Here is a 24916-nt window from a genome sequence, read left to right as displayed (position 1 = left end):
ACACGAACCACTAATAACTAAAATCAGATATCAGACCTCTGACTTCTGACATCCGTCATCAGACATCTGTCAACTATTAACCATTTCAACAGAAGAAAAAATAATCCTCCATGGGGGTTTGGTTCAACCCATTTAAATACCTCTTGATCTCCTTTTGTGCTTCTTCATTGGCAACGGTGATAATACTTTGGGGTTTGGATAATCTTTCCAGGATTGAAAAGTGTGATAATTCTTGGTCATAGATTTTTTTATTGATTTTCTTTGGATTATCACATAGCCAAACAAATTCAATGCCTTGTTCCAGAAGCTTTTTAGCAATGTTTTTTCCTTTAAATCCTGCACCCCATATCACCAATGGGCGCTTAGAATCGTAATCCAGTTTTAGAAAGTAATGTAGCTTAATGTCCAAGAAATAGTTTTGTGCATAATGTTCACTGGTTCTGGAGGTTCTGCAGTCATAATCTCTCCATAGATGTAAAACTTCATTACATGGAATAATTTTCAAATCGTTCTCATAAAACCGAAACGTTAGGTCATAATCTTCGGGGTACCGGTCAGGCTCAAATGCACCGCATGAATCTAAATCGTTTCTAAAAGCCATCCAACAAGGGGAGGGGATAACACATTCTTTATAGATTTCCGTATAATTGGTTCCTTTTGCAGTCAACTGGTTCAACCATATTTCGTAACGCTCATAACCGTTGCTGATGCCCCTCTCTGAAAAATAGTTAACCTGCCCAACGGCGATATGTCCTTCACCTGTTTCTATCAAGGAATTGACCATGGTTTTAATCCGATTGGGTTTCATGATATCATCTGAATCCATTCGGGTAATAAAAGTTCCTGAACTTTTGGAGTATGCAGTTTGTAAGGCGGGTATAATTCCTTTTCTTGTATTCTTGAAAACTTTTATCCGTTCATCATGTTCAGTGTAGGAAGTGACCAAATTCATACTGGTATCCTCAGAATGGTCATCAATTGCAAGTACTTCCCAGTTCTGGTATGACTGATTTATGATAGAATCCAAGCACTCGGTTAAAAAATGAGCGGTGTTTTTAAATGGAATTAGGATACTGACCAATGTACTCTGCATTTGGTGGACTTAACTTATATGTTAGGGGAGTTTACTTTTCCAAAAGACTAAACCGGGCCTTATAAAGTCTACTATTCCCATTTTCATAAGCTTCGAGCATTTCTTTCAACTCAGAAATCGTATTGATTTTCATATTTGAAGATGCACTTCTCCTACTGGTAAAATAGAGCATATTTTGTTTTTCATCTACGAACGGACAATAATCCATATATTTTGAATTTATGTTCGATGGTAGTGGTTTAGCTTTGGACCATTGGCCAGAACTGTTCTTGGTACTGATATATAAATCACCGCTTCCCAGTCCATCCTCGCGATTATATCCACCAAAAATCATAAAGGTATCATCTTTTGAAATATAGGCATTGTATTCAAATCCTTTTGAGTTGATATTTTCATCCAAAGCGATAGGGGTACTGTAAGCATTATTTTTCCATTCACTGAAAAAAATATCATCTCTTCCCAGAGCTCCCGGACAGTCACAGGTAAAGTACAGATTCCCGTTTTTTGATACGGTAGGATAAAATTCATTGTTTTCAGAGTTTACGGGCGCACCTAGATTTTTGGGTTTGGACCAGGTATTATTGGGCGCGGACCTTTCTACAAACCAAATATCAAAGTCTTTTGTAGAAGTAATGGAATCGTGAAGAGGTCGATTGGATACAAAATAGAGACGAAGGCCATCAGGAGAAAGAAAAGGTTCTAAATCTTTATACGCGCCAGAAAAACTCGCAACACTTAGCGTTTTCCATTCATCATTGACTTTGACCATCTTTGAGATTACGGACTTTTCCTCGGTTTGGGATTGAATGGTAAAATAAGCTTCGGAACCGGAAGCATCCATGGTAAAATCCCTTATTTTATCAAATTCCCTTAAAATTTCAAATGCAGGTTTCACTTTTACGATTTCCTGTGCATCAGCATTAAGAAAGGAAATGAAGAGTAAAACCAGAATGAAACATTTTTGGTTCATTTTAAATCTTTTAGTGTTTTAATGAGTATTCCATCCACTAGTCCTGCCATAATTAAATATCCTTTTTTAGTTGGATGTACACCATCTTCAGCCAAATCTTTAGGTAGTCCATTGCGGTCATCTGCCATAGCGGAAAAATAATCCACGTAATGAATATTTTGGGCAAGGGCCATTTTTTTCAATAATGAATTAAGTTTAGGAATTTTAATGTTGGGCTCCTTTCCTGGACGCCATCCATAATCAAAAGCTGGGAGAACCGAACATACAATAGGATAAATCCCGTTTGCTTTGGCCAGTTCTACCATGGAGAGAATATTGTCCCTAATTTGCTCTAAACCTATAGGACCGGTATTGCCCGCTATATCATTGGTCCCTGCTAGGATGATCACTATTTTTGGATGTAAATCAATAACATCTTGCCTAAAACGTAATAACATTTGTGGTGTTGTTTGACCACTGATACCACGGTTTATATAGGGTTTGCCATCAAAAAAATCAGGATGGGCAACAGACCAACCTTCAGTGATGGAATTGCCCATAAAAACAACGCTATTTTCAAGTATAGAATCAGCTTTCAATGCTTGATTGGCTTTTCGATATTTATTTAAATTGGGCCAATCTTGGGCTATCATTGTAGTTATTGATAAAAAAAATAAAATTGCCAGTGCCTTCAATGCTATTTATTTTTTGGTGGCGTAATCATGATGTGTGCCCTATGTGTACCTGGATCCATTAGCCAAGCATGTCCTGGAGGGGTAGGCGTAGTGGGCAAACCTGTTGATGCTCCTGTAGCAAAAGGAATATAAAAAACATAGCGTACATAAGGATTCTCAATTTCTTTTGAATCGGGATTTACCATTCCTGTGAATACGCATAAAGTTGATTTGTCCGGCATTTTAAGCTTCCCGGCTTTTACCTCCTTTTCACGAATGTCAAAGATTTCCTGAAACTCTTTACCCTCTGCTTTTAATTCTCGCCCTCTGGCCATAAAAGGTTCTAAATCTTTGTGGTATGCAGCGGTGGAGAACTTTTCTTTTTTGGGATCGCTTGCCAAGGCAATGTAATCGTTGGTGCCTTCCCTTAGCGTTACAAAATTCCCATTAGCATCATATCCATAGACTTTGGCACCTTCTTTATAATCAGTGGGTACAGCCATCAATGCTGTTTTTATCTGCCATTCTTTAGTCTGGATTTCTTGTGACAATCCAATTTGAAAGACCAATAATAAAGCAGCACCTAAAAAAATATGCTTATTCATTTTAAACTATTTAATATTTTGCACTTTTTCCTTTTGTCGTAGTCCTTAGAATAAAGGAACGTATGTCATCATTTGCTTTTTGCAAATCTTCACGTCTTAAATACATCATATGTCCAGAACGATACCCTTTAAATTCGAACCTATCTTTCATACGGCCACTAGGATCCACTTGCCACATGGTATATTTTGCATTGAAATAGGTTGTGGCACCATCATAATAACCAGATTGTACCAAAACATTTAAATAGGGATTTTGTGTCATTGCCTGTCTAAGGTTGTCTCGGGTTTCATCATCTTCATTGTTCCATGGATGCACAGGCCCAAACATGTTATACTTAATGTCAGTTTTGAATTTTAACTCTTCCTGTAAATAGTAGTTTATAGCTGGAGTAAAACTGTGCAACCACGAAGTAATCTCCGAGTTGTAATCGGGACTACTGCCAAAAAGCTGTTTATCCATCCCTAAATATCGGCTGTCCAGTCGCCCGACCGTGTAACCCCCTTTATCTTTTAGTAGGTTTTTCCAGAAAAATCTGGTAGGGACATCCAAATTATGATCTAGGATGTCTTTCTCTTTCAATCCAGAATATTGTGCCATCTTTTTGGCAACGCTGTTACGTTCAGCATCAGAGATAAAACCACCTTTGGCAATTGCAGGAATCAGTGTATTTATGGTATATTCTTCTGCTTCTGGTAAAACTTCCAACAAATCTTTACTTTGTAAATCGGATGGGAGTGCCTTATGATGCCACGCCGCTGCTGTAAAATATGGAAGGTTCAAAGCGCTTGAAACAGGTCCGCCTACACGTATAACTTTATAATCTGCAGGTGATACCATGATTACACCATTAAGGTACATCCACTGTTGGTTCTGTAAAGCTAATGAAAGTCCCATCACACGGGTTCCTCCATAGCTTTCTCCAATAATATATTTTGGGGAGCGCCAACGGTTGTTTCTGGTAACGAATGTATTCAACCATTCCGCTAAATATTTGATATCCGCGTTTATTCCAAAAAATTTATCCCGATCTACTTTTTCACCTTTTTCGGGTATGGTTCGTGAATAGCCCGTATTTGCGGGATTCACATAAACGATATCAGTAACATCAAGTACCGAAAATGGATTTTCCTTTACGCCATAGGGTTGGATGGGATAACCTTCATCATCAATTTTGAGGGTGCGTGGTCCGGTATAAGCAAGGTGCATCCAAACAGAACCCGAACCTGGTCCGCCGTTAAACGAAATCAATAACGGTCGTTCGGCCCTATTCTTAACATTGTTCCTGGTATAATAGGTATAATGTAAGGAAGCTGTTGGCTCTCCCATTTCGTTCCATACAGGTTGGGTCCCAGTGGTGGCCGTATAGCCAAAACTTGTACCGTTGATAGTTACATTGTGCTGTGTGGTAATGGTGGTATCAATGGGTAATTTCCTGTTTTGGGCAAAAATGAGAGCACTGCAAAATAAAATGCAAAAAGAAAGATTGAATTTTTTCATTTGTATTGGATTAGTCTGGACTTAAAAATAAGTATTTTAAAGGACAATCTTTCTATTACCAAAGAATCACAAATACCTAATGATCAATACGTATTGGGTTATTTATTTCTAACTTTAGATACTACGAATACTTGACATATGGAAAAACTATCAAGAAGGGACTTTAATGCTACGCTGGCAAAAGGAGTGGGAGGTGTTACGTTATTGGCAACTACTCCTTTGGCATGTGCTATGGGGAATGCACAAAACAAGAAGAAATTAGGAGTGGCTTTAGTAGGGCTAGGTAGCTACAGCACATATCAACTCGCCCCAGCCTTGTCGGACACGAAACATTGTTATTTGGCGGGTATTGTCACCGGCACCCCAGAGAAGGAAAATGCTTGGGCGGAAAAATATGGAATTCCCAAAGAGAATATATACAACTATCAGAATTTTGATAACATCGCAAAGAATGATGCTATTGATATCGTGTATGTGGTTTTACCAAATAGCATGCATGCCGATTTTTGCATTCGCGCTGCAAAAGCAGGAAAGCACGTTATCTGTGAAAAGCCTATGGCCATGAATGTTGAAGAATGTGATGCGATTATAAATGCATGCAAAAAAGCGGAAGTGAAACTCGGCATGGGATATCGCTTACATTCGGAACCCTATACCCAGGAAATTAAACGATTTGTAAAGGAAAAAACATTTGGAGCCGTCAATTATATTTCGGCGGATGCTGCTTATCGTTCTACCTCAAATCCCAACCAGTGGCGGTTGAATAAAAAATTATCTGGAGGTGGCGCACTCATGAATATGGGACTGTATGCTATTCAAAGTGTTATTTATGGTACAGGGGAAAATCCAATTTCTGTTTCTGCACAGGAGTTTAGTACAAGACCAGATTACTTTAAAGATACAGATGAGACCATAACTGCCCAGTTCGAATTTTCAAGTGGTACGACCGGGAGCATAATGACATCACATAACATTAGTGCAAATCGACTTTTTGCCTCATGCGAACGTGGATGGTTTGAACTAGACCCAGCTAGTACTTACATACCTTTGGCTGGTAGAACTTCCAGCGGCACACTGGATTTTCCACAAGAAAGCCAGCAAAAAATACAAATGGACGATTTTGCAAAGCATATCTTATTAAATGCTCCTAATCTAGCACCAGGTGAAATGGGCAAGCGGGATATGATGATAGTAGAAGCAGTTTATGAGTCCATTGCCAAAGGTGGTGAAAAAATTAAGTTGGATTTTGAAACTGATTATGGATTTGGGGGATAACCTATTCCAATAGGGTTTGGTATAGTCTTTCCCTTACTTCAACCAGTTTTGCATGCAAGGGACTACCGGTAACAGTACCGATATTGATGGCTATAAACATATATAAGTTTTTCTCTGGGAAGTATCTTAACTCGCAGCCAGCTCCCAGTCCTCCTCCAGTATGGCCATAGAACCTTTGACCTGCAATTTCGTTTGATCCTAAACCTAATCCATAAACCGGCTTTCCATCTCGCATAACCCAAGTCATCATTTCCTTTAGGGTAGCTTCCTGCAGTAGCTTTCCTTCCAAAAGACCCTTCAAAAACAGAATAGCCTCTTGTGTAGTCGTTACAATGCCATCATCTCCTACCATATAAGCTACGTTCTGCTGCTGCACAAATGATACATCTTCCAAAATCCCATTGCTATAGCGGTCCCAATAACTATTGGGAAGCTTTTCGTTCTTTAGTTTTCTCGGTGAGATTTGATAGTAGGTGTTTTTTAAACTCAGGAGTTTAAAAATATATTCTCGTATGAAGTCACCATGATCTCCCGTGACTTTATCGACAATCATTGAAAGCAATACATAGTTTGAATTTCTATAGGAATACCGGCTTCCGGGTTCAAAGTCAAAAGGTTTCCGCTTTATGTAATTAATGTAGTCCTCGCCTTTAAAAACAGTTTCCGGATGTTGTAACAACGTGGCTGTATAGTTGGGATTAAAATTGTATTCAGGAATTCCAGAAGTATGGTTCAAAAGCATCCTAACGGTGATTTCATCTGCACGCTGAATCATTTCGGAAACCCTTGAATCCAAATATTGTGTGATGGGATGGTCCAATTGAAGTTTACCCGTTTCATAAAGCTTCAAAACAGCTACGGCCATATAGGTTTTGGCAACACTTTGGAGGTAGTGAAGGTGATCATTGGTCATAGGTTCGTTTTTCTCCAAACTTGCCAATCCTTCGCTGTGGAGCCACCAACCATTGTTATCTAAAATTGCAATACTGGCACCAGGGCATCCATTTTGAGTAAGTTCTTCAAGTATTCTTGAAACCTTTTGGCTTTTTGGATGATTTTCATTTATTGAAATTGAACCCTTTTTCGAGGTTGAAGAAGTTTGTTGCGCTTGATTGTTTTGCGCAAGCATCAAAACACAAACGATAAAGAAAATTGTTTTTTTCATGACAACAGGGATTTAATCTTCAAAATGAATTCTTGAGCCTAATTCCAGTAGGGTAAATGGAACCACAGGAACGCTCGTATTGTAATTCATAGCAAGTATGAACTGATAGTTGGTATAGGGAGATACATAAATACTTTCATCAAAAGTATCGTAACCGAAGCCGATACCAGTGGGTATGACAAACATGCCTTTCCCTTTTTTTCCAACGTTTGTCCATCCATCAGAAGTTGGTTTAAACGAATCCACAGGCCTTTTGACAAAAAGATAACCTACTCCCAGCTTCACTTCCCCAAATGCATCAGAAAACAGGTCGGGTCTCCAAACGGCTTGGGAATGAACCAATAAACCGCCTCCAACACGTTTATTGCCATACCATGATATTTTGAACTGCTGTACCCAATCTCTATTTCCACTATGACTTACTTCGGTTCCTATCCCGATTCCTATATTGGAAAACAACTTTTTGTTTTTAAACGGCAGTGAAAGAGAATGGAACTCAATGCTTATCATCAAAGGAAAGTTTCTATGGTTGTCCGTAGAAACACTTTGTGCTTTTGTACCTATGACCAGAAAAAAGCTGGTCAACGATAGAATAATTGCTTTCATTTTTTTGATTGATTTGATTCCCAAAGCTAAAATTGAAACCCTTTGGAAATCAAAGAAAATGATGGGTTTTCCGGTGAAATGTGGCAAAAAAAAGGATGGACTGTCAATCAAGATTCCGAAACCACCGCTTAAATGTCGGGGCCTTAGTACGACTCACCATAATTTCTAGGGGTATGGAGGGGTTGAGGGTTAAAGCAACACTAAGCTTCCCATTTTCGCGTCTTTGAAACCCGGTAATGGTATTTCGGTTCACGACATATTGTCGATTTAGGCGAAAAAACAGTTTTTCGGGTAGTGTACTCGAAATTTTTTCCAAGGTGGAATCCAAAAAGTATTGTTTTCCGGTGTTGGTAAAAACAGCTACATAATCCTTTTCAACGGAGAAACCCAAAATATTGGAGAAGGGTAAACGAACCTCCATCTTTCCCTCTCTCACTAAAATTCCCTTATTCAGTTTCTCTTTTTCTGACTTGACCTTTTCTTCTGTTCCCTGCCATTTGTAATAATAATGAATCATAATGTAGATAGCATTGATTACGAAGAACCAAATGGATATGATAAATAGGTCATGGGAATAAAAACTTGGGTGGGCCCATTTACCTTTTACTATTAGACTGGACAACTCGGTCAAAAAACTAATAATAAAGAGGCCAACAAAGGTGGTGAGCAGAAATTGAACCGTGACACGTTTGATGAATCCATCGGCATAGGGCATCTTATTGTCCAACCATAATATAACCTTTCTTGCTCCTAACCAAGCTACGTATCCAGTGAGGGTGTCCAGTGTATAGGTAAATATGAACCACCAATTGAATTGTACATTGGAATATGTCAAATAGTAGTTGAAGCCGCTTATAAAGGGAATAAGCACCAAGAAAAGTGGAATATCGGGATAATATGTGGAGGTACGCTTTTTAACCAAAGGAGTATCACTTTAAACATGCCTAAAATAGGATGTTGAGTCTTCAAATAAAAATACTGGAATTCATGATTGTATTTAAAAGTTTGATATTCAAAGATTTAAGTTTCGGTCTAAAAGTAACTTTCGAGTTGTGACCAAGTTTACAAATTGAATAGCATGGCACAATTATTAAGACCTTATCTAAATAATAACATTCTCTTAACTTTTTAACATTTTAATGAAGTTTAGTTTTACTTATCACCATATTTAATTAACGGTCGCTGGGCGTTCTCATGGGTATTTTTGTTACGAATCCTTATAAAACAATATACTTTCTAAACCTAAAAACACAAATGAGAACACTTAAAAATTTACTTTTATTGGGCGGTTTGATTGCAGTAACTTCTTGCGATAAAATCGACGATTTCATCGGCGGAGGTGGCGATGACGATGATCCAACTACAGAGATGGAGCCTCTAGTTGCTTCTGTAGTACCAGATGGCGTATTTACTTTAAAAGGTGAATTCGCCAACAGTGCTGATTTAAATATGATTATGTCATCCGCAGACATTTTACCTTCCGATTCAACTTTCGTGTATGGTTCCTTTATGGATGGTGCAGCACTTTATCCAAATGGTGATGGTAACTATGCTTTTATCAATAATCTAGAATCTGATTACTCCATTGCAAGAATTATGATGAATTCTGATTTACAACCCTACGAAGGCGAGTATATCGTAAGTGCTACCGCTACAGCTTTTACGGCGCAGTGCTCTGGTTCATCCATCACTGTTGAAGAACATGGTTTTGGCCCATTATACCTATCTGGTGGTGAATGGGGCGGAAATGCAAAGGGTGTTTACAGAGTTAATCCTTTCCGACCTTCTGAAAATAGAGTTGAAGCGGAAAGACTTCCTGCCTTAGGAGAATGGTCAACGGAAAATGCTGTTGTTATTGGTAAAGATGCATATCCCGGTCGAACAGTTGTTTTTATGGGAGATGATGATAGTAATAACACTTACCCTGAGGGGCATTTTGCAATGTATGTTGGAGGTCTAGGAGACCTAAGCGGCGGAGACCTATATGTGTTACGTGGAAAAAACCCTGTAGAGACAGGAATAGGTGAAGGAGGTCAGTTATTTGAAATGGGTATGGCTGAAGACATTGCTTATGATGTAGAATGGGTCAAAGTAACTGAGCGTACCATTGCTGAACTAAATCAAGAAGCTATTGATTCCTTGGCTATCGGTTTCCAAAGAATTGAGGATATCGATTGGAGAAGAGGTTCTGCAGAAGCCAACAGACAAGTTTATTTTAATGCTACTGGTAGAATACGTAACGACAATCCTGATTTGAACAATCGAGGGACTGGCTTTGGAAGGGTTTACAAAATAGAGTTGAATCCTGAAAATCCAACTGGTGACGCAAAATTGACCGTAGTTATCGATGGAGACAAAGAAGGTGGTAAAGGAGATGGAATGCACTCTCCAGACAATATTTTGGTAACCGAGAACTATGCTTATATCCAAGAAGACCCTAATGGATATGCCGATTTGAATCCACAAATTACGGGCTTTGCTAAGCTATGGCAATATGACTTAAATACTGGAGTTGTTAAAGAAGTTCTAGAATGCAATCAACAAGGTGCGGCGGCATTGGGTTATGGTGTTACAACGAGCAATTGGGAAATTACCGGTCTGATCGATGTAACTGAAATTATCGGTGCTTCTGAACCAACTTTCATGGGAGGAGCCCAAGTTCATGGTTGGAATTTTTCGACTACACCAGAAACTGCCGTAAGAGCGGACGGACTTAAATTTGTAGACCCAACTGCTATCGATGAAGGTTCTGCGCGCTTAGAAGGTTCATTCTTGTTTAAGTTAACAGGTCTTCCAAGATAGTTTGGACTGTAAAAGTTAAACATAAAAGGTTCCCGAATTCGGGAACCTTTTTGGTTCTCACATTCAACATATTACTATGAAATCTATGAAGTCATTATATCTCATCTTATGTTTATTGGTTTTGTTTTCCTGTAAACAGGAAAAAAAGTTGGTTAAGGTAATTTCTGCGGATAAAGAATCAATGCTCAACGAAGAAATCAGAAACCACTACTTTAAAACATTGGATAGTGCTGCGCATTATATCCAAAAGGTGGACACGCTAAAATCACTAGCCGAGAATAAAACCAACTTCTTAAAAAGTAGGGAATGGTACAAGCGTAGCGAGCCTATGCTTATTGCCTATGATTATGAGAACTATCTTTCTATGAACGCCCCAAATTTACTGAAGGTAGAGATTGATGATTATCAAGACATAAAAGTTTTGAAACCTAAGAGCTATCAGGTTTTGGAAGAGCTGTTATATGCTGAAGAAGGATTCGATAATAAAGAACTCCATTTTGTTGCCGAATATTTGAAAGTACGGATTCCCTACATCAGAAAAAACCACATACTCATTACCCAGCGTGATCGCCACCACTTAAAGATGATACGTGATGCCATTGTCAATATTGCAACGAAAGGTATTACTGGATTTGATTCACCAATGTTGGCCAACTCACTAAATGAGGCAGTTTATAACTACGAGACCATTAGTACAATATTAAACCTATATGAAGAAGCTTTTACGTCGAAAGCGGTATACAATTCGTGGGTTCAAGAACTAGAGAAAACTATCTCTGATTTGAATGCTGGTGATTTTGACAGTTTTGACCGTTATAAATTCATTAAAGACCATACTAACAAACAATTACAATTGGTCAATAAGACTGCTGATGATTGGAACATTGCATTGAACACTTCACGATCTCTAAGCCCCACGGCAACAAATCTTTTTGACAAGGATTTTTTCAATATGAAAATGTTTTCAATGCAACGCTCGCCTGAGATTACCAAAGAGCGAATTGAACTTGGTAGGGCATTGTTCAATGATGAATCTCTCTCTAGCACAGGAAATATAAGCTGTGCTACATGTCATCATAAAGAAAAGGCGTTTACCGATGGTTTAAAAAAGGGAAGGGGCATAAATGGGATTGAATTGAAGCGTAACACTCCAACATTGACCTATTCTGTTTTTCAGCGCACTTTTTTTTATGATGGTCGTGCCGATGGGTTAGAGGACCAAATTGTAAATGTGGTCAATGATGAAAATGAGTTTCATTTGGATTTAAATACGATGGAGCAGCGTGTCAAATCAAATCCAAAGTATACAAAAGAATTTGATTCACTTTATAATGGTAAGGTTACCAACCTGAATGTACGCCATGCTATTGCAACATATATTCGAAGTTTAGCACCGTTTGATTCCAAATTTGATAGAAATATTCAAGGTTTGGAAGAAACTTTAACAGATGAAGAAGTGTTGGGCTTTAACCTTTTCATGGGTAAAGCGGCCTGTGCTACTTGCCACTTTCCACCTGCTTTTAATGGTACTGTTCCACCTAAGTATATGGAAACCGAATTTGAAAATCTTGGTGTGCCAGAAAACGCAAGTTTTGAACACCCAGTTTTAGATACTGATCCAGGACAGTACTATCCTTACAAGGTTGAAGAGAAAAGAAACTTTTTTAAGACTTCAACCGTAAGAAATGCGGAAATAACAGCTCCGTACATGCATAATGGTGTCTATACTTCTCTTGAAGAAGTGATGGAGTTTTATAATGTAGGAGGTGGGCAAGGAATGGGACTTGACGTTCCTTACCAAACGCTTCCAGCCGATTCTCTTAGTTTAAATGAGAAAGAAATCAGCTCGATCATTGCTTTTATGAGCACACTTACAGATAAAGCATACGAGAAAAACAACTAGAATTTTTCAAATACCCCTAATCCGAACAGCGCAAAATCATATTTAACTGGATCCATTGGGTCCAGTTTTCTTAGGTTTTTATCCAGCTCTGCCAGAGCTTTAGCATCGTTTTGTTTTCGTTTTAGCAGTTTTAGTTTTCTGGCCACATTACCCGAGTGAACATCCAACGGACATGAAAGCTGGCTTGGTTTCAGTCCTCGCCAAATTCCGAAATCCACACCTGTACTTTCATCCCGTACCATCCATCGCAAAAACATATTGATTCGCTTTGCGGCGGAGCCTTTTAAGGGGTCTGAAACATGTTTCATGGTCCTGACTTCATGGGGTAGCTCAAAAAAACACTTCTTAAAATTGGATATGGCGGATTGTAACGAGTCGGTATCTTGATGTTGTACAAATATGGCTTCTAAACCATTATGGTTTTGATAAATGTTTTGAAGACTTTTTATAAAATATTGTAAATCATGGCCATTGAATGTTCGGTGTACAAAAGGTTCCAATCGATTCAAATCGGATTCCGAATGGTTCAGCACAAAATCGAAAGGGGCATTGTCCAACAGTTGCATCAATCTTGATGCATTGTTGATAATACTTTTTCGATTTCCCCATGCAATGGTCGCTGTTAAAAACCCACTGATTTCAATATCTTCCTTTTTTGTGAAGCGATGTGGAATTTGCAATGGATCATCTTCTAGAAATTTAGGATGATTGTACTGTTCAACCTTTTCGTCCAAAAAAGTTTTTAGCGCTGTTTTTGTCATAAAATAAAAATCAGGAAACAATCAATCCATCTACCATTGTCAATTTTCTATCCGCCATATTTGCCAATTCTGAATTATGTGTAACTAGTACAAAGGTTTGTCCAAATTCGTCACGGAGCTTAAAAAAAAGTTGATGAAGATTGTCAGCACTTTCAGAATCAAGATTACCACTGGGTTCATCTGCCAAAATTACAGATGGGTTATTGATCAACGAACGTGCAACCGCTACGCGTTGTTGCTCTCCACCGGACAGCGCATTGGGCTTATGATGATATCTATCCGTAAGGCCTAGAAAGTCCAAGAGTTCCTTAGCTCGTTTTTCGGCTTCTGTTTTTGAGGTCTTTTTTATAAATGCAGGGATACAGACATTTTCCAATGCAGTGAACTCTGGTAATAATTGATGAAACTGAAAAATGAAACCAATATGCTCGTTTCTAAAACGTGCTAGATTTTTATCGTTGAGCTGGGTAACATCCTTTGTGTTTATGAACAAGGAACTATCTTTTTTGTTGGAAGGTGAATCCAAAGTTCCCAATATTTGTAACAATGTAGTTTTGCCAGCTCCAGATGCACCTACAATAGATACAACCTCGCCTTGTTTTATCTCTAGGTCAACACCTTTTAAAACTTGGAGTTCACCGTAGCTCTTCTTTATGTTACTAGCTTTGATCATATATAGTGTATTGTGGGAATGTAATCATTACCATCGAGCAAACAAAAATCGGAAGTTTTAATTAAAGTTTTTGGATATGACTGCGACTAGTTATGAAAATTTTATCATTGTTTTTAAGTTACAGAACCATTAAGTTTGTTTAACTTTACATAGAAATGAGTAAACAAAATAATATTCTAATAGAGACTGCTATATTCGCTGGCGGTTGTTTTTGGTGTACAGAAGCTGTATTTCAGAGACTTAACGGTGTACAAGAAGTAATTTCTGGATACACTGGCGGTACAATCAAGAATCCAGCCTATAGAGAAATTTGTACTGGTAGAACCGGACACGCAGAAGCAATCAAGATACTATTCGACCCTACTTTAATTTCTTTTAATGAATTGTTGGAGGTGTTTTTTGCCACTCATGATCCTACAACGCTGAATAGGCAGGGAAATGACGTAGGCACCCAATATAGAAGCGAAATTTTTTATACCAACACAAAGCAAAGGGAAGAAGCGGAGAAATTTATTGCACTTCTGGAAAAAGAACGTGTTTTTGGTTCTCCTATAGTTACTGCAATTTCTGAGGAAAAAGTATTTTATAAGGCGGAAGAGGACCATCAAAATTACTATAATGACAATAGCAATCAGCCCTACTGTCAGTTTATCATTGACCCTAAAATCAAAAAGTTAAACAAGCATTTTTCAAATAAGCTAAATACAGTTATATAAGAATATGGCACCATATCAAAATCTTGAAGAGTACAACATTACCATAACCAATGATATAAAGGAACGATTCTCTAAAATTATTGGTGAGATAGGAGAGGACGTTGAACGTGAAGGGCTTACAAAAACTCCTGAGCGTGCAGCAAAAGCTATGCTCTTCTTGACCCAAGGCTACAAACAAGATGCTGCCGAAATTCTAAAAGGTGCAATGTTCAAGGAGGATTATGACGATATGGTCATTATAAAAGATATAGAACTGTATTCCCTCTGCGAACACCACATGTTACCGTTTTTTGGGAAAGCCCACGTAGCTTATATACCCAACGGGCATATCGTTGGATTGAGTAAAATACCGCGTATAGTTGATGTTTTTGCGAGAAGGTTACAAGTTCAAGAACGTTTGACGCACGACATTCTAGAGTGTCTTAACAATACTTTAAAGCCTAAAGGTGTCGCTGTAGTGATAGAAGCCTCACATATGTGTATGATGATGCGCGGTGTACAAAAACAGAATTCCGTGACCACAACATCAGGCTTTAGGGGGCAATTTGAAAAGATAGAGACGCGTAATGAATTCCTTAAACTCATTAGTTCGGATTTATCGTAGTTAATTTTTTCAAGTCGTTGCTATTTGCTATTTTCCCTTCATGACAGAAGAGAAGGATTTAAAATACCGCAATCTTTTTTTAGGATTATTATTTGACGGCATTGGAATGTTGTCCTTTGCTATCCCAGCAATTGGGGAATTCTCAGACGTAATTTGGGCACCTATGGCCGGTTGGTTAATGACCCGAATGTACAAGGGAAGAATAGGACAGGCTGCGGGAGTGGTAACCTTTGTCGAAGAACTTGTTCCTGGAATGGATGTGATACCTTCGTTCACCATTATGTGGGTCTACACCTACATCTTTTCGAAAAAGTGAACAAAATAAAATCGAGAGAACTAAAAGAGTAAGTCCTCCCGATTTTAACTAACAAACTTACATGAACTTTCGTTTATTCCGTTGTCAAACTAATGATTGATTTACTCAATATTTAAGACAAATTCCAGGGTAAAATCATCTTCACCAATATCGGTACCTGATGTAGATGTCTTTTCACCTGGTTGATGTTGGAGTATGACCGTGAATGTTCCATCTGTAGTTGTACCTGAAGCAGGAGTTGTCCAAGAAGTTGACAAACCTACGGGGTTCCCATTCTCATCTTGGTCATTGTAATTGATTGGATCAGAAGCCGTATCTATGTTACCATTCCCTCCTGGGCTATCAAAAGCATCTTCGGTGAAGCTAAAGAAAATCTGGTGTTCATCATCTTCATCCTTTATTTCATCTCCTATATCTTCAACATCATCAGGATCTAAGGCATTTAAAATTTCAAAAGTCAAGGTATACTGCGTATCTGCCGCAAGGGTAATTTCATCAAGTACTTCCAATTCTGCTGTGCCCAATCCGTCGGAATCCACGGCTCTAGCCCTAACCTCATCACTGGAGTCTGCATCATTGGTGAAAATAAGGGTGACGTTTGTAATTACCTCTAATTCTTCTTCTTCTTCGGGAGCATCGTCATCATCACTACAACTGGTGATAGCGAAAGCGGCAAATAGAAGGGCCAATAAACGGTAATTCATAAATTTTTCAATTGTTTTCATTTTTACTTTTTTTATTTGTTTACTAAATTTAAAATGTTTGAATAGTTACTGCCAGATTTGAAATAGTCATGGTGGTCTAGTTATCTTAGGCCTAGTTGTAGGGGGTTTTTGTTCCATCATCTTTTTTTTGCTTTTAAAAAATAGTTCAAGGTAAATAGGATATTTCTACCAGGTTCATCCGCGAAGTATCTCATTTCATTGAGATAATCACGATAACTGGTATTTAATAGGTTTTGGGCCGTAATACTACCGCTTAGGTTTTTCCATTTGAAATTCCACGATAAGTCTAAAAGGAAGTATCCTTCTGGTGCATCTGCAAAATCAAAAATCTCTGAATCTGTTGTAATTTCAACAGTTCTATCTACCAAATCTTCGGGTGTTACCGTTCGTGGTGCTTGGAATTGTTGAAAGGTATAGCTAGGGCGAATCGTCCATTTAGATGAATCCAACATCCATAATTTACCTTGGTCCCACCGCAGTTCAAAACTTGTTGAAACGGGAGGTTGATTTATCAAGGGCTCATTGTCACCTATATTTCTTGACCATAAATAACTAAACCCAAAAACTCCAGAAATATTCTTTGTCCAATCTTTTTTCCAACTGTAATCACCTCCAAAGAACAGCGCATCTACCTGATCGAAAATAAAAGCGGGCATGGGCCCCCGGATGGTTCCGAAAACACCAATGGGTCTATCAAAAATGTAATTCTCAATATAGTGGGAGTAGATGGTTAGATTATGTGTGTTATCGTTTTTAGAGGTCTGGAATTCATTGATAAATTTATAGCCTCTTTCCGGATTTACGTCGCTTTCGTCCAAAGGAACTACCTCACTTGTACTCAATTGACCGTTGGTATCCGAGAATCGTAACAAACCAAAGGTAGTCTTAAAACCATGTTGTCCAAAACTGAACAATTCTTCCATGTTCGGGGTACGCCAAGCAGTGCCCAAGTTTGTTCTGAAGGTACTGTTTTCAGAAAGTTGTCGTACAAATCCCAATGATCCTGTAAAGTTGGTGAAGTTGTAGTTATCCCTAAAAATATCCTGATTGGTTTCTCTACCCCTAACATCGTTGGTTTCATAATCGAACCGCAATCCTGCTTCCAAAGTATTCCTTCCAAATTGAAAGCTCTCAATGGCAAAGGCACTGAATCTATCGGTATTATAGTTTGGAATAAATGGAGTGGTCTGTGTACCGGGGTTATTGTCGTTATTTTGACTGAAATATTGAACACCCAATAATCCGTCCAATCCGTTCCATTTAGAATGTTTCCATTCCAGTTGATAATCTAGGGTAGTCAAATCAAGATCTATGATGGGAAGCTCAGAATTTCTTCTTACATCAAATTCATCTCTTTTATTAAGTTGTACGCCGCCTATTAGGGTAAGTCGTGCTCCTTCTTTGTACCACCAATTTACTTCAGCTTTTGCCAAATGATGTTGTGTGGTTTGATTGGGTTCATTAATATCGTATGAGAAGGGGTTTATAAAATTGGGTTCATCCGAATTAATAGCCCGAATAAAGGACTCAGGACTACTTGCTATGGATGATCGCAAAAGTGCTAAATTTTGGTCTACAAAGCTATAGTTGATTTTAAAATCCCACTTGTTCAAGTGGCGAAGCACACCAAAACTAAATGCCTTTTCTTCTTTGCCCGAATTGGTCAAACTATAATCCGGAGCATTACGGTCACCGATTCTAGTATAGTTTCCATTTGCGAAAAAGCTCCAATTTTCGGTTCCGCCCCCAACTTCTAGATTGGTATTGTAGCCGCGACCGTTAGTTTCATAGCCTGTACCAAATTCTGCGTATAACGGGTTGTTTAAAAGTAAGGGGTTCGGTTCAATAATTATGGCACCGCCCAAAGCTTCGGGTCCATATCTTACACCTGCCGCGCCTTTAACAACGGTTATGCTATTTGCCGATGAAATATCAATTTCCGGTGCATGATCTGTTCCCCAATTTTGAAAACCGTGCTTTAGACCATTGTTCAAAACCAAGATTCGATTTCCGTACAGTCCATGTATAACGGGCAATTGGACATTGTTTCCGGTAGAAATGAATGTCAATCCTTGTTGTTGGGATAAAACAGCTGCCAAAGATTGTGTGGAACTGCTGGCAATTTCTGATTTACCAATAGTTATCTGTGAAATTGTTTCGGTACCCTTTTCTTTTGTTCTTTGCGCCTGTATGGTGACTTCCTCTAGACCTGTCACCTTTTGCGTCAAGTAAAAGTGAATATTGGAATCATGTTCATGCTCCTTAGTTGAATCTGCATAACCCACGCACGAAATGATGAGAGTATTTTTTTCTGAACACAGACCATCAATACTAAAATGACCTTCGGCATTGGTACTGGTGTATTTTTTGGTACCGTCAACTTTAACTACAGCATAGGGGATAGGTTCTTTGGTATCCACATCCAACACCTTACCACTAACCGAATATGTACACGGGTCTTTCTGTGCCACCGTAAAGAATGAAATAAATAGAAAAAGTAATAGAGGCCGTAGCTTCATTATGATTTGTTATCCAAAAGGGGTTGATAAGTATTATGATTTTTTATTGAATAGTCATAATCTATGAAAAGACTAGTGTGCATCATGCTATTGACATATTCTACATTAAAAACCATAATTTAACTTAAAAGAACTTAAGACACTGGTTAGAAACATTAATCAACCTAGCATCAATTTTAATCTTAGGTAATTTTTGAGAAATTCTTATAAAGAGGGAGGTGGTCTACCAAAGAGTCGAAACGTATTGGACGCACTGGAAAAAACTTGGGATTTTTCCTTGAAGCCCTTAATTTCTAGAATGCTATTGCCATTAGAGCAGATAAGTTGTAAAGGAATCTCCAGGCCAGAAGATTGACTTTCAAGTGCGATGTCACAGATTTCACAATTTTCGATAGCATCACAGTCATCATCTTGATGAGCGTATACGTGCAATGCCGATACTTTGATAAGCATCAAAAGAGTAAAAAATAAAAGGCCAACAATCCTTTTCATCTGCAACATGGTGCAAAGCTATATAAATTAACAGATTATATTATGTTAATAAAAATATAATTTAAGGAATCAAGAACCCTAAACCCATACGTTTGAGCATCTTTTTTTCAAAATTCCAGAAAAATTGAAACTGTCCAAAGAGCCATCCAAAGAAAACCAAAAGTATTTGATAGATAGGAAAAATAAGAAGAATACGTGCTGTCCAAAAAACCCATCCGCTTACTATACCTTGTTTTAGTCCAATCATTTCGGTTAATGGTCCAGCTAACTTACCGGAAATACTTCCTGTAATCGCAAATACAATAAATATGGCAATCATCTCCCATCGCTGTTCCACGGGCCATTTATTGGATAATTTCTTAAAACACCAAAGAAAAAATTTTACCATTATAAAACAAAGTAAAGAACCGATACCGAGTGTGAAAAGCCACTCAAAAACTGTATTGTTCAGGTCTAAAAGGTGTAAAAACCTCCTTGAAATGAGGTATGCGGTAAGTATGGTTAGGAAAATACCCAGAAAAGGGAAAAGTAATTGCCAGTTCTCAGTAATATCCCACCTTTTTTTAATTTTCTCCATCAAAGTAAATTCGATGGCAAAAATAATACATTAAATTCTAGGAAAGAAAGGTCCCAACCGCTGATTATACTTTCGTTGGAAGTAAATAAAATAATTATAGAGCTTATAGTTTACCTCGTATCCGTAATCTATGTTAGAGTCATAATTGATTTGAAGCTCATATAAATTAGGATTGTACCGTTGGGGCTGCATCACCCTTTGGTTCCAATTGATTACAAGAATATTGTTTCTGCTTTCCAAAAAGCTTTGGGAGTAGTAGCCTTGTGGCTGGGCTATGCTTAAAAGCCAAGTATTGAATCCCGGGTCGATAATTATGATTTCGTACTCAGATTCTTCATCTTTAATTTCTACGGCGTCACCCTCCTCAATATCAAAATAAGCTTGTTCTTGTTTGGAAATCTCCAGTACTTCTTTTTGTGATGAACAAGCTATTACCGAAACAAGGACGATAAATAAAACTAAAATTCTCTTTTTCATAGTAATAAGATACAAAAAAAGCCATTTGGAATTCCAAATGGCTTCATTAAATATTGTTAAGGCAGTTACTTACTTGCCGAATAAACCTCCCAATACTCCTCCAAGACCACTGCTTTTTTGATTTCCACCACCTAAGACCATTCCGGCCAAATCGTCCATAATACTTCCATCTCCATCAGAATCCAAAAAACTTTCAATGAGTGACTGTTGTTTATCCGCAGCACTGTTGCCTCCCATGAGTCCACCTAAGAGTCCGTTTAGGCCATCGGGACTATTTACATTTTGTTGTTTGGTCTGTTTACCCAAATAACCCAATAAAATTGGAGCGGCTATTTTCAATATTTGTGAAATTGAGCCTGCATCTATTCCAGACTTACTGCTCAACGCATTTTCAACCTGTGGTTGTTTAGCTCCAAATACATGACCTAAAATACCAGCACCATCATCCATTACACCTTGGTCTACACCGCCACCGAAAAGTCCGCCAAGATCATCTAAAATACCACCATCATGTTTTGATGAAAGCGCACTCATTAAACCTTGCGCACCTCCAGGTGTTGAAGTATTTTTTTTCATGGCCCCCATTAAAAGTGGCATGGCCATACTCAATACCTCTGCAGTTTTGTTTTCGGGTTGACCGGTTTGGCCGGAAACACCGCTAATTAATTGTTTGCCCATTGGGCTGGTCAATAAGTCTAATAATCCTGACATTTTATAGTGTTTAGTTTATGGTACAAAATACAAAAAAGAATGTATTGAACATCTTTGGTACCTGAAAAAACGGATTAGTTTAACAAGTCTATTATTTGATGTGCAAGTTCTAAACTGATACGTTCCTGAGCTTCTACGGTAGATGCTCCGGTATGAGGAGTCAAAGATATTTTTGGATGCATCAATATTCTGATTTCTGGATTGGGTTCAGATTCAAATACATCCAAACCTGCAAATGCTATCTTTCCGTTCTCTAAAGCATCTATTAAAGCGACTTCATCTAAAACCCCACCACGTGAAGCATTTACAACTGCTGCTCCGGTTTTCATTTTCTCAAACTCAGCTTTACCAAGCACGTAATTTTTCTGCGTTGGGACGTGTATTGTAATGAAGTCGGAATTTTTAAGCAACGTATCAAACTCACTATTTTTTAAATTGAAATTTATGGTTTGTCCGTCATAGAAAGAAAGTTCCAAGGAAGCCTCAGCGGTATGATGGTCGTTATAAAGGACTTTCATTCCTAAACCCAATGCCATTTTAGCGGTGGCTTGTCCTATTCTTCCAAAACCGATTATCCCCAAGGTTTTACCTCTGAGTTCTGTTCCCCCGGCATAGTTTTTCTTTAATTGCTTGAATTTGCTATCGCCATCCAAAGGCATGTTTCTATTTGAATCGTATAAAAATCGCACACCGCTCAATAAATGGGCAAATACAAGTTCTGCAACAGATGCTGAGGAAGCGGCGGGAGTATTGATTACATGGATACCTTTTGATTTTGCATGAGCTACATCAATATTATCCATACCTACACCACCACGGCCTATCAACTTTAAACTTGGACAAGCATCAATCAAGGATTTTCTGGCTTCGGTCGCACTTCGTACCAATAGCCCGGTTATTTTATGTTCGTTGATAAAGTTGGAGAGTTGTTCTTTTGCCACTTTGGTCGTAATGACTTCAAAACCTTCTTTTTGAAGTAAATCGATTCCTGATTGAGCAATGCCATCATTGGCCAATATTTTCATAAATGTTGAATTGTTGGTTCTAAGTGTTAAATTTTTCCTGACCTGTTTTTAAGATTTTAGTTTCGCTTAACGCCTGAACTAGCCTTTCTTTTCGAGTTCGCTCATAATATCTACCAATACTCCTACGCTTTCAAGTGGTAGCGCATTGTACATAGATGCCCGATAGCCACCTACCGATCTATGGCCATTAATTCCATTGACTCCGGCTTCTTTACATTTTTCATCAAAGATTTCCCTTAAAGAGTCATCGGTTATATTAAAAGTGGCATTCATGATAGAGCGATCTTCCTTGGCGGCAAAACCAGAAAAAACTGGATTTAATTCTATTTCAGAATAAATAAGATTGGCTTTTCTTTCATTTATTTCCTCGATTGCAGCAATACCACCAAGGTCTTTTAGCCATTGCATGGTCAGCATGGAAACGTAAACCGGAAAAACAGGTGGCGTATTGAACATACTGTCTTTTCCAATATGAACAGCATAGTCCATCATTGAGGGTACCTTTCGTGAAACTTTGCCCAAAATATCCTCTTTTACCACAATTAAAGTAGTTCCTGCCGGACCCATATTTTTTTGAGCACCAGCGTAAATCAAATCAAACTTTGAAAAATCCATCTGGCGTGAGAAAATATCGGAACTCATGTCGCAAACGAGTGGAACATTGGTCTTGGGGAATTCCTTTATCTGCGTTCCAAAAATGGTATTGTTGGATGTTAAGTGTAGATAATCCAAATCTGAGGGAATGGAATACCCTTTCGGTATATAATTGAAGTTTTGATCTTGTGACGAGGCCACTTCGACTACTTCACCAAACAATTTAGCTTCCTTTATGGCTTTTAAACTCCAGGTACCTGTATTTACATATCCTGCTTTTTTGTCGAGCAGATTAAATGCAGCCATTAAAAACTGCATACTTGCCCCGCCTTGAAGGAACAATGCTTGATACCCTTTTCCTTCCAAGTCCAGAAGCTCTAATGCCAAAGAACGTGCGTTTTCCATGATGGCGACAAACTCTTTGCTTCTATGGGATATTTCTATCAGGGAAAGACCCATTCCATCCAGTTCCATAACGGCTTCAGAAGCTTTGAGCATTACTTCTTGTGGTAAAATGCAAGGTCCTGCGCTAAAATTGTGCTTTTTCATATCTTAATCATCTAGTAACCCACTAAAAAGTTGAGTTGGTTTTTATTGTTGAATCAAGCGATAAAGGTCTTAAAAATTCTTGGATATGGAAACTACTTTAAGCTCTTCGAGTCTTTTAAAGTTGTAATAGAAACTCCAAGGTGTCTACTCCATCAGCGTAGTCATTTAACTTTGGTTTTTGAGTTTCACCAAAATCAACTTCATTTGAAAACAATCCTTTGGAAACTACACATTGAATATCGTCCTTTTGTAGTTCTAACTGTTCCTTTAGCTTGGGAATTGAATCATAATATTCATAAAATAAGGAAGCTATGGGGGAGGAGAGGCTCTTATCTTCTTTTAGTACTAAGAATCCGTTATCCAAAATCTTAAATTCGCTCATAAGATAAACTGCCTTGTTGTAATCGTAATTATTGGCGTATTTATGCTGATGGATTATTTCCTGAAAATTGAAAATAACTTTAAAGAATTCATCAAAATCATATCCTTCTGGAACATATAATTTGGAAACATTCCTACATCCGAGGCCGTAATACCTAAAAACATCTTCTCCTAATCGCTGAAGCTGTTCTTTAGTTTCTTTTCCTGTCAATACAGCGACTGCATTTCTGTTTTTGCGGATGATGTTTGGTTTTTTACCAAAATAATACTCAAAATAGCGACTGGTATTGTTGCTTCCAGTGGCAATCACAGCATCATATGTTTCAAATGTTCCTTCGGTAAACGTTATACAATGGTTTAAACCAGGTTCTTGTTTGATCAGATATTCAGCAAAAAAAGGTAGAAGCACGGTATCATTCGAGGATAGTTTTGCCAAGACATTGTTACCGCTTAAAAGTACACACAGAAAATCATGGAATCCCACTAGGGGAATGTTTCCCGCCATAACGATACCAATGGTTTTTGGTTCTTGTTCTTCCTTAAGATGGTAACGAGAAAGCCATTCGGTTAGGTTTTGATGGGTCAATTCCCTCGACCATTGCTCAAGGGAAAACAGCACATTTTCTCTTGTGAACCAACCATTTTGCTGTCCTGCCTTAAGAATTATATGCTCTATATCCGCATATGTTCCACTTTCATCGGTTTTATGGTTTTCACAGAAATCCTTAAGGTAAATTCCAAGATTAACAAAAGCTTCCAATATTGATTCGTGTGCCATCATTATATTTGTACACTAAACTACTAGGGTTTATTTTTGTGTAAAAATAAGCATGCCAAAATGATTACGGCATACTGAGAAAAAGAAAATTATGGCAATCATTATAACAGACGAATGTATAAATTGTGGTGCCTGTGAGCCTGAGTGCCCCAATACCGCAATTTATGAGGGAGCGGATGAGTGGCGTTACAGTGACGGCACTTCGCTTTCCGGTGATGTGGTCCTGCCAGATGGCAAGGCTGTCAATGCCGATGAAGTACAAGTTCCTATTAGTGATGAGATTTATTACATATCTCCAGATAAGTGTACAGAGTGTATGGGCTTCCATGAAGAACCCCAATGTGCAGCAGTATGTCCGGTAGATTGTTGTGTCCCTGATGAGGATATTGTAGAAACAGAGGAAGAACTGCTTGGAAAACAGAAGTTCATGCATCCAGATGGATAGCAA

At 38.2% G+C, this 24916-nt stretch carries 26 protein-coding genes; 7 read left to right on the top strand and 19 right to left on the bottom strand.

From position 1 onward, the window contains the following. Window positions 1-85: 85 nt before the first annotated feature. Genes LV716_RS17160 through LV716_RS17140 form a run of 5 tightly spaced genes read right to left on the bottom strand, consistent with a single transcriptional unit; the run spans window position 86 to window position 4819 of the window. Window positions 86-1093 (bottom strand): glycosyltransferase, encoded by a 1008-nt coding sequence (locus LV716_RS17160; RefSeq protein ID WP_163419001.1) that lies wholly within the window; start codon window positions 1091-1093, stop codon window positions 86-88. 31 nt (window positions 1094-1124) lie between these two features. After that, complete coding sequence (locus tag LV716_RS17155; protein ID WP_163419000.1) at window positions 1125-2063, bottom strand: PD40 domain-containing protein; 939 nt, start codon at window positions 2061-2063, stop codon at window positions 1125-1127. Further along, a complete protein-coding gene (locus LV716_RS17150) occupies window positions 2060-2695 on the bottom strand; it encodes an SGNH/GDSL hydrolase family protein (protein WP_163418999.1) in 636 nt (211 codons plus the stop codon). Before LV716_RS17150 ends, LV716_RS17155 begins: the two co-directional genes overlap by 4 nt. A gap of 44 nt (window positions 2696-2739) precedes the next feature. Further along, the gene (locus tag LV716_RS17145) at window positions 2740-3321 is read right to left on the bottom strand and encodes a hypothetical protein (RefSeq protein WP_163418998.1); all 582 of its coding nucleotides are present in this window, start codon (window positions 3319-3321) and stop codon (window positions 2740-2742) included. 10 nt (window positions 3322-3331) lie between these two features. Beyond that, window positions 3332-4819: a S10 family peptidase gene (locus tag LV716_RS17140; RefSeq protein ID WP_163418997.1), complete on the bottom strand. Its 1488-nt coding sequence runs from the start codon at window positions 4817-4819 to the stop codon at window positions 3332-3334. Between the two features lie 138 nt (window positions 4820-4957). On the opposite strand from LV716_RS17140, the gene LV716_RS17135 reads away from it, so the two are divergent. After that, the gene (locus LV716_RS17135) at window positions 4958-6094 is read left to right on the top strand and encodes a Gfo/Idh/MocA family protein (RefSeq protein WP_163418996.1); all 1137 of its coding nucleotides are present in this window, start codon (window positions 4958-4960) and stop codon (window positions 6092-6094) included. Window position 6095: 1 nt separating this feature from the next. Here LV716_RS17135 and LV716_RS17130 read toward each other — a convergent pair whose 3' ends face one another. From LV716_RS17130 to LV716_RS17120, 3 genes are all read right to left on the bottom strand, one after another. Then, the gene (locus LV716_RS17130; protein WP_163418995.1) at window positions 6096-7259 is read right to left on the bottom strand and encodes a serine hydrolase; all 1164 of its coding nucleotides are present in this window, start codon (window positions 7257-7259) and stop codon (window positions 6096-6098) included. Between the two features lie 12 nt (window positions 7260-7271). Beyond that, window positions 7272-7865 (bottom strand): hypothetical protein, encoded by a 594-nt coding sequence (locus LV716_RS17125; RefSeq protein ID WP_163418994.1) that lies wholly within the window; start codon window positions 7863-7865, stop codon window positions 7272-7274. Window positions 7866-7968: 103 nt separating this feature from the next. Then, on the bottom strand, window positions 7969-8787 hold the full coding sequence (locus LV716_RS17120) for a LytTR family DNA-binding domain-containing protein (RefSeq protein WP_163418993.1): 819 nt from the start codon (window positions 8785-8787) through the stop codon (window positions 7969-7971). A gap of 332 nt (window positions 8788-9119) precedes the next feature. Here LV716_RS17120 and LV716_RS17115 point away from each other — a divergent pair, with 332 nt between their 5' ends. Both LV716_RS17115 and LV716_RS17110 read left to right on the top strand, forming a co-directional pair. Beyond that, window positions 9120-10667: a phosphatase gene (locus tag LV716_RS17115; RefSeq protein WP_163418992.1), complete on the top strand. Its 1548-nt coding sequence runs from the start codon at window positions 9120-9122 to the stop codon at window positions 10665-10667. 85 nt (window positions 10668-10752) lie between these two features. Continuing rightward, a complete protein-coding gene (locus LV716_RS17110; RefSeq protein ID WP_163418991.1) occupies window positions 10753-12570 on the top strand; it encodes a cytochrome-c peroxidase in 1818 nt (605 codons plus the stop codon). Here LV716_RS17110 and LV716_RS17105 read toward each other — a convergent pair. Next, the gene (locus tag LV716_RS17105) at window positions 12567-13331 is read right to left on the bottom strand and encodes a TIGR02757 family protein (protein ID WP_163418990.1); all 765 of its coding nucleotides are present in this window, start codon (window positions 13329-13331) and stop codon (window positions 12567-12569) included. The two genes, LV716_RS17110 and LV716_RS17105, sit on opposite strands and share 4 nt — an antisense overlap. Before the next feature lie 10 nt (window positions 13332-13341). After that, window positions 13342-14004 (bottom strand): ABC transporter ATP-binding protein, encoded by a 663-nt coding sequence (locus LV716_RS17100; protein WP_163418989.1) that lies wholly within the window; start codon window positions 14002-14004, stop codon window positions 13342-13344. A gap of 155 nt (window positions 14005-14159) precedes the next feature. On the opposite strand from LV716_RS17100, the gene msrA reads away from it, so the two are divergent. From msrA to LV716_RS17085, 3 genes are read left to right on the top strand one after another with little or no spacing between them, the layout of a single operon-like run. Beyond that, the gene (msrA, locus tag LV716_RS17095) at window positions 14160-14720 is read left to right on the top strand and encodes a peptide-methionine (S)-S-oxide reductase MsrA (protein WP_163418988.1); all 561 of its coding nucleotides are present in this window, start codon (window positions 14160-14162) and stop codon (window positions 14718-14720) included. Window positions 14721-14724: 4 nt separating this feature from the next. Next, window positions 14725-15324 carry a GTP cyclohydrolase I FolE gene (folE, locus tag LV716_RS17090; RefSeq protein WP_163418987.1) on the top strand — a complete coding sequence of 200 codons (600 nt, stop codon included), beginning with the start codon at window positions 14725-14727 and terminating at the stop codon, window positions 15322-15324. 40 nt (window positions 15325-15364) lie between these two features. Further along, window positions 15365-15640 carry a hypothetical protein gene (locus tag LV716_RS17085; RefSeq protein WP_163418986.1) on the top strand — a complete coding sequence of 92 codons (276 nt, stop codon included), beginning with the start codon at window positions 15365-15367 and terminating at the stop codon, window positions 15638-15640. 101 nt (window positions 15641-15741) lie between these two features. Here the strand turns inward: LV716_RS17085 and LV716_RS17080 are convergent, their stop codons facing one another. From LV716_RS17080 to LV716_RS17040, 9 genes are all read right to left on the bottom strand, one after another. Continuing rightward, a complete protein-coding gene (locus tag LV716_RS17080) occupies window positions 15742-16365 on the bottom strand; it encodes a GTP cyclohydrolase (protein WP_163418985.1) in 624 nt (207 codons plus the stop codon). A gap of 116 nt (window positions 16366-16481) precedes the next feature. Continuing rightward, window positions 16482-18884: a TonB-dependent receptor gene (locus LV716_RS17075; RefSeq protein WP_163418984.1), complete on the bottom strand. Its 2403-nt coding sequence runs from the start codon at window positions 18882-18884 to the stop codon at window positions 16482-16484. A gap of 204 nt (window positions 18885-19088) precedes the next feature. Further along, entirely contained in the window at window positions 19089-19337 is a 249-nt protein-coding gene (locus LV716_RS17070; RefSeq protein WP_163418983.1) for a hypothetical protein, read from the bottom strand. Between the two features lie 100 nt (window positions 19338-19437). Next, a complete protein-coding gene (locus tag LV716_RS17065) occupies window positions 19438-19953 on the bottom strand; it encodes a DUF6787 family protein (RefSeq protein WP_163418982.1) in 516 nt (171 codons plus the stop codon). A 30-nt stretch (window positions 19954-19983) separates the two neighbouring features. Then, window positions 19984-20430 (bottom strand): DUF6146 family protein, encoded by a 447-nt coding sequence (locus tag LV716_RS17060; RefSeq protein ID WP_163418981.1) that lies wholly within the window; start codon window positions 20428-20430, stop codon window positions 19984-19986. Between the two features lie 69 nt (window positions 20431-20499). Beyond that, window positions 20500-21141, bottom strand: a complete 642-nt coding sequence (locus tag LV716_RS17055) for a DUF937 domain-containing protein (protein WP_163418980.1) — start codon at window positions 21139-21141, stop codon at window positions 20500-20502. Between the two features lie 74 nt (window positions 21142-21215). Further along, entirely contained in the window at window positions 21216-22166 is a 951-nt protein-coding gene (locus LV716_RS17050; RefSeq protein ID WP_163418979.1) for a D-2-hydroxyacid dehydrogenase, read from the bottom strand. Window positions 22167-22244: 78 nt separating this feature from the next. Continuing rightward, a complete protein-coding gene (gene serC / locus LV716_RS17045) occupies window positions 22245-23309 on the bottom strand; it encodes a 3-phosphoserine/phosphohydroxythreonine transaminase (protein ID WP_163418978.1) in 1065 nt (354 codons plus the stop codon). A gap of 115 nt (window positions 23310-23424) precedes the next feature. Further along, a complete protein-coding gene (locus LV716_RS17040) occupies window positions 23425-24471 on the bottom strand; it encodes an acyl-CoA reductase (RefSeq protein WP_370637441.1) in 1047 nt (348 codons plus the stop codon). Between the two features lie 88 nt (window positions 24472-24559). On the opposite strand from LV716_RS17040, the gene LV716_RS17035 reads away from it, so the two are divergent. Then, window positions 24560-24913, top strand: coding sequence for a 4Fe-4S dicluster domain-containing protein (locus tag LV716_RS17035; RefSeq protein WP_163418976.1), 354 nt, complete (start codon window positions 24560-24562; stop codon window positions 24911-24913). The last annotated feature ends 3 nt before the right edge of the window (window positions 24914-24916 follow it).

It is taken from the genome of Flagellimonas sp. HMM57 (genome assembly GCF_021390175.1).
In the GTDB taxonomy this organism is placed as follows: domain Bacteria; phylum Bacteroidota; class Bacteroidia; order Flavobacteriales; family Flavobacteriaceae; genus Flagellimonas.
The sequence above is the reverse complement of the archived record's forward strand: the minus strand, read 5'-3'. Positions and strand labels throughout refer to the sequence as shown.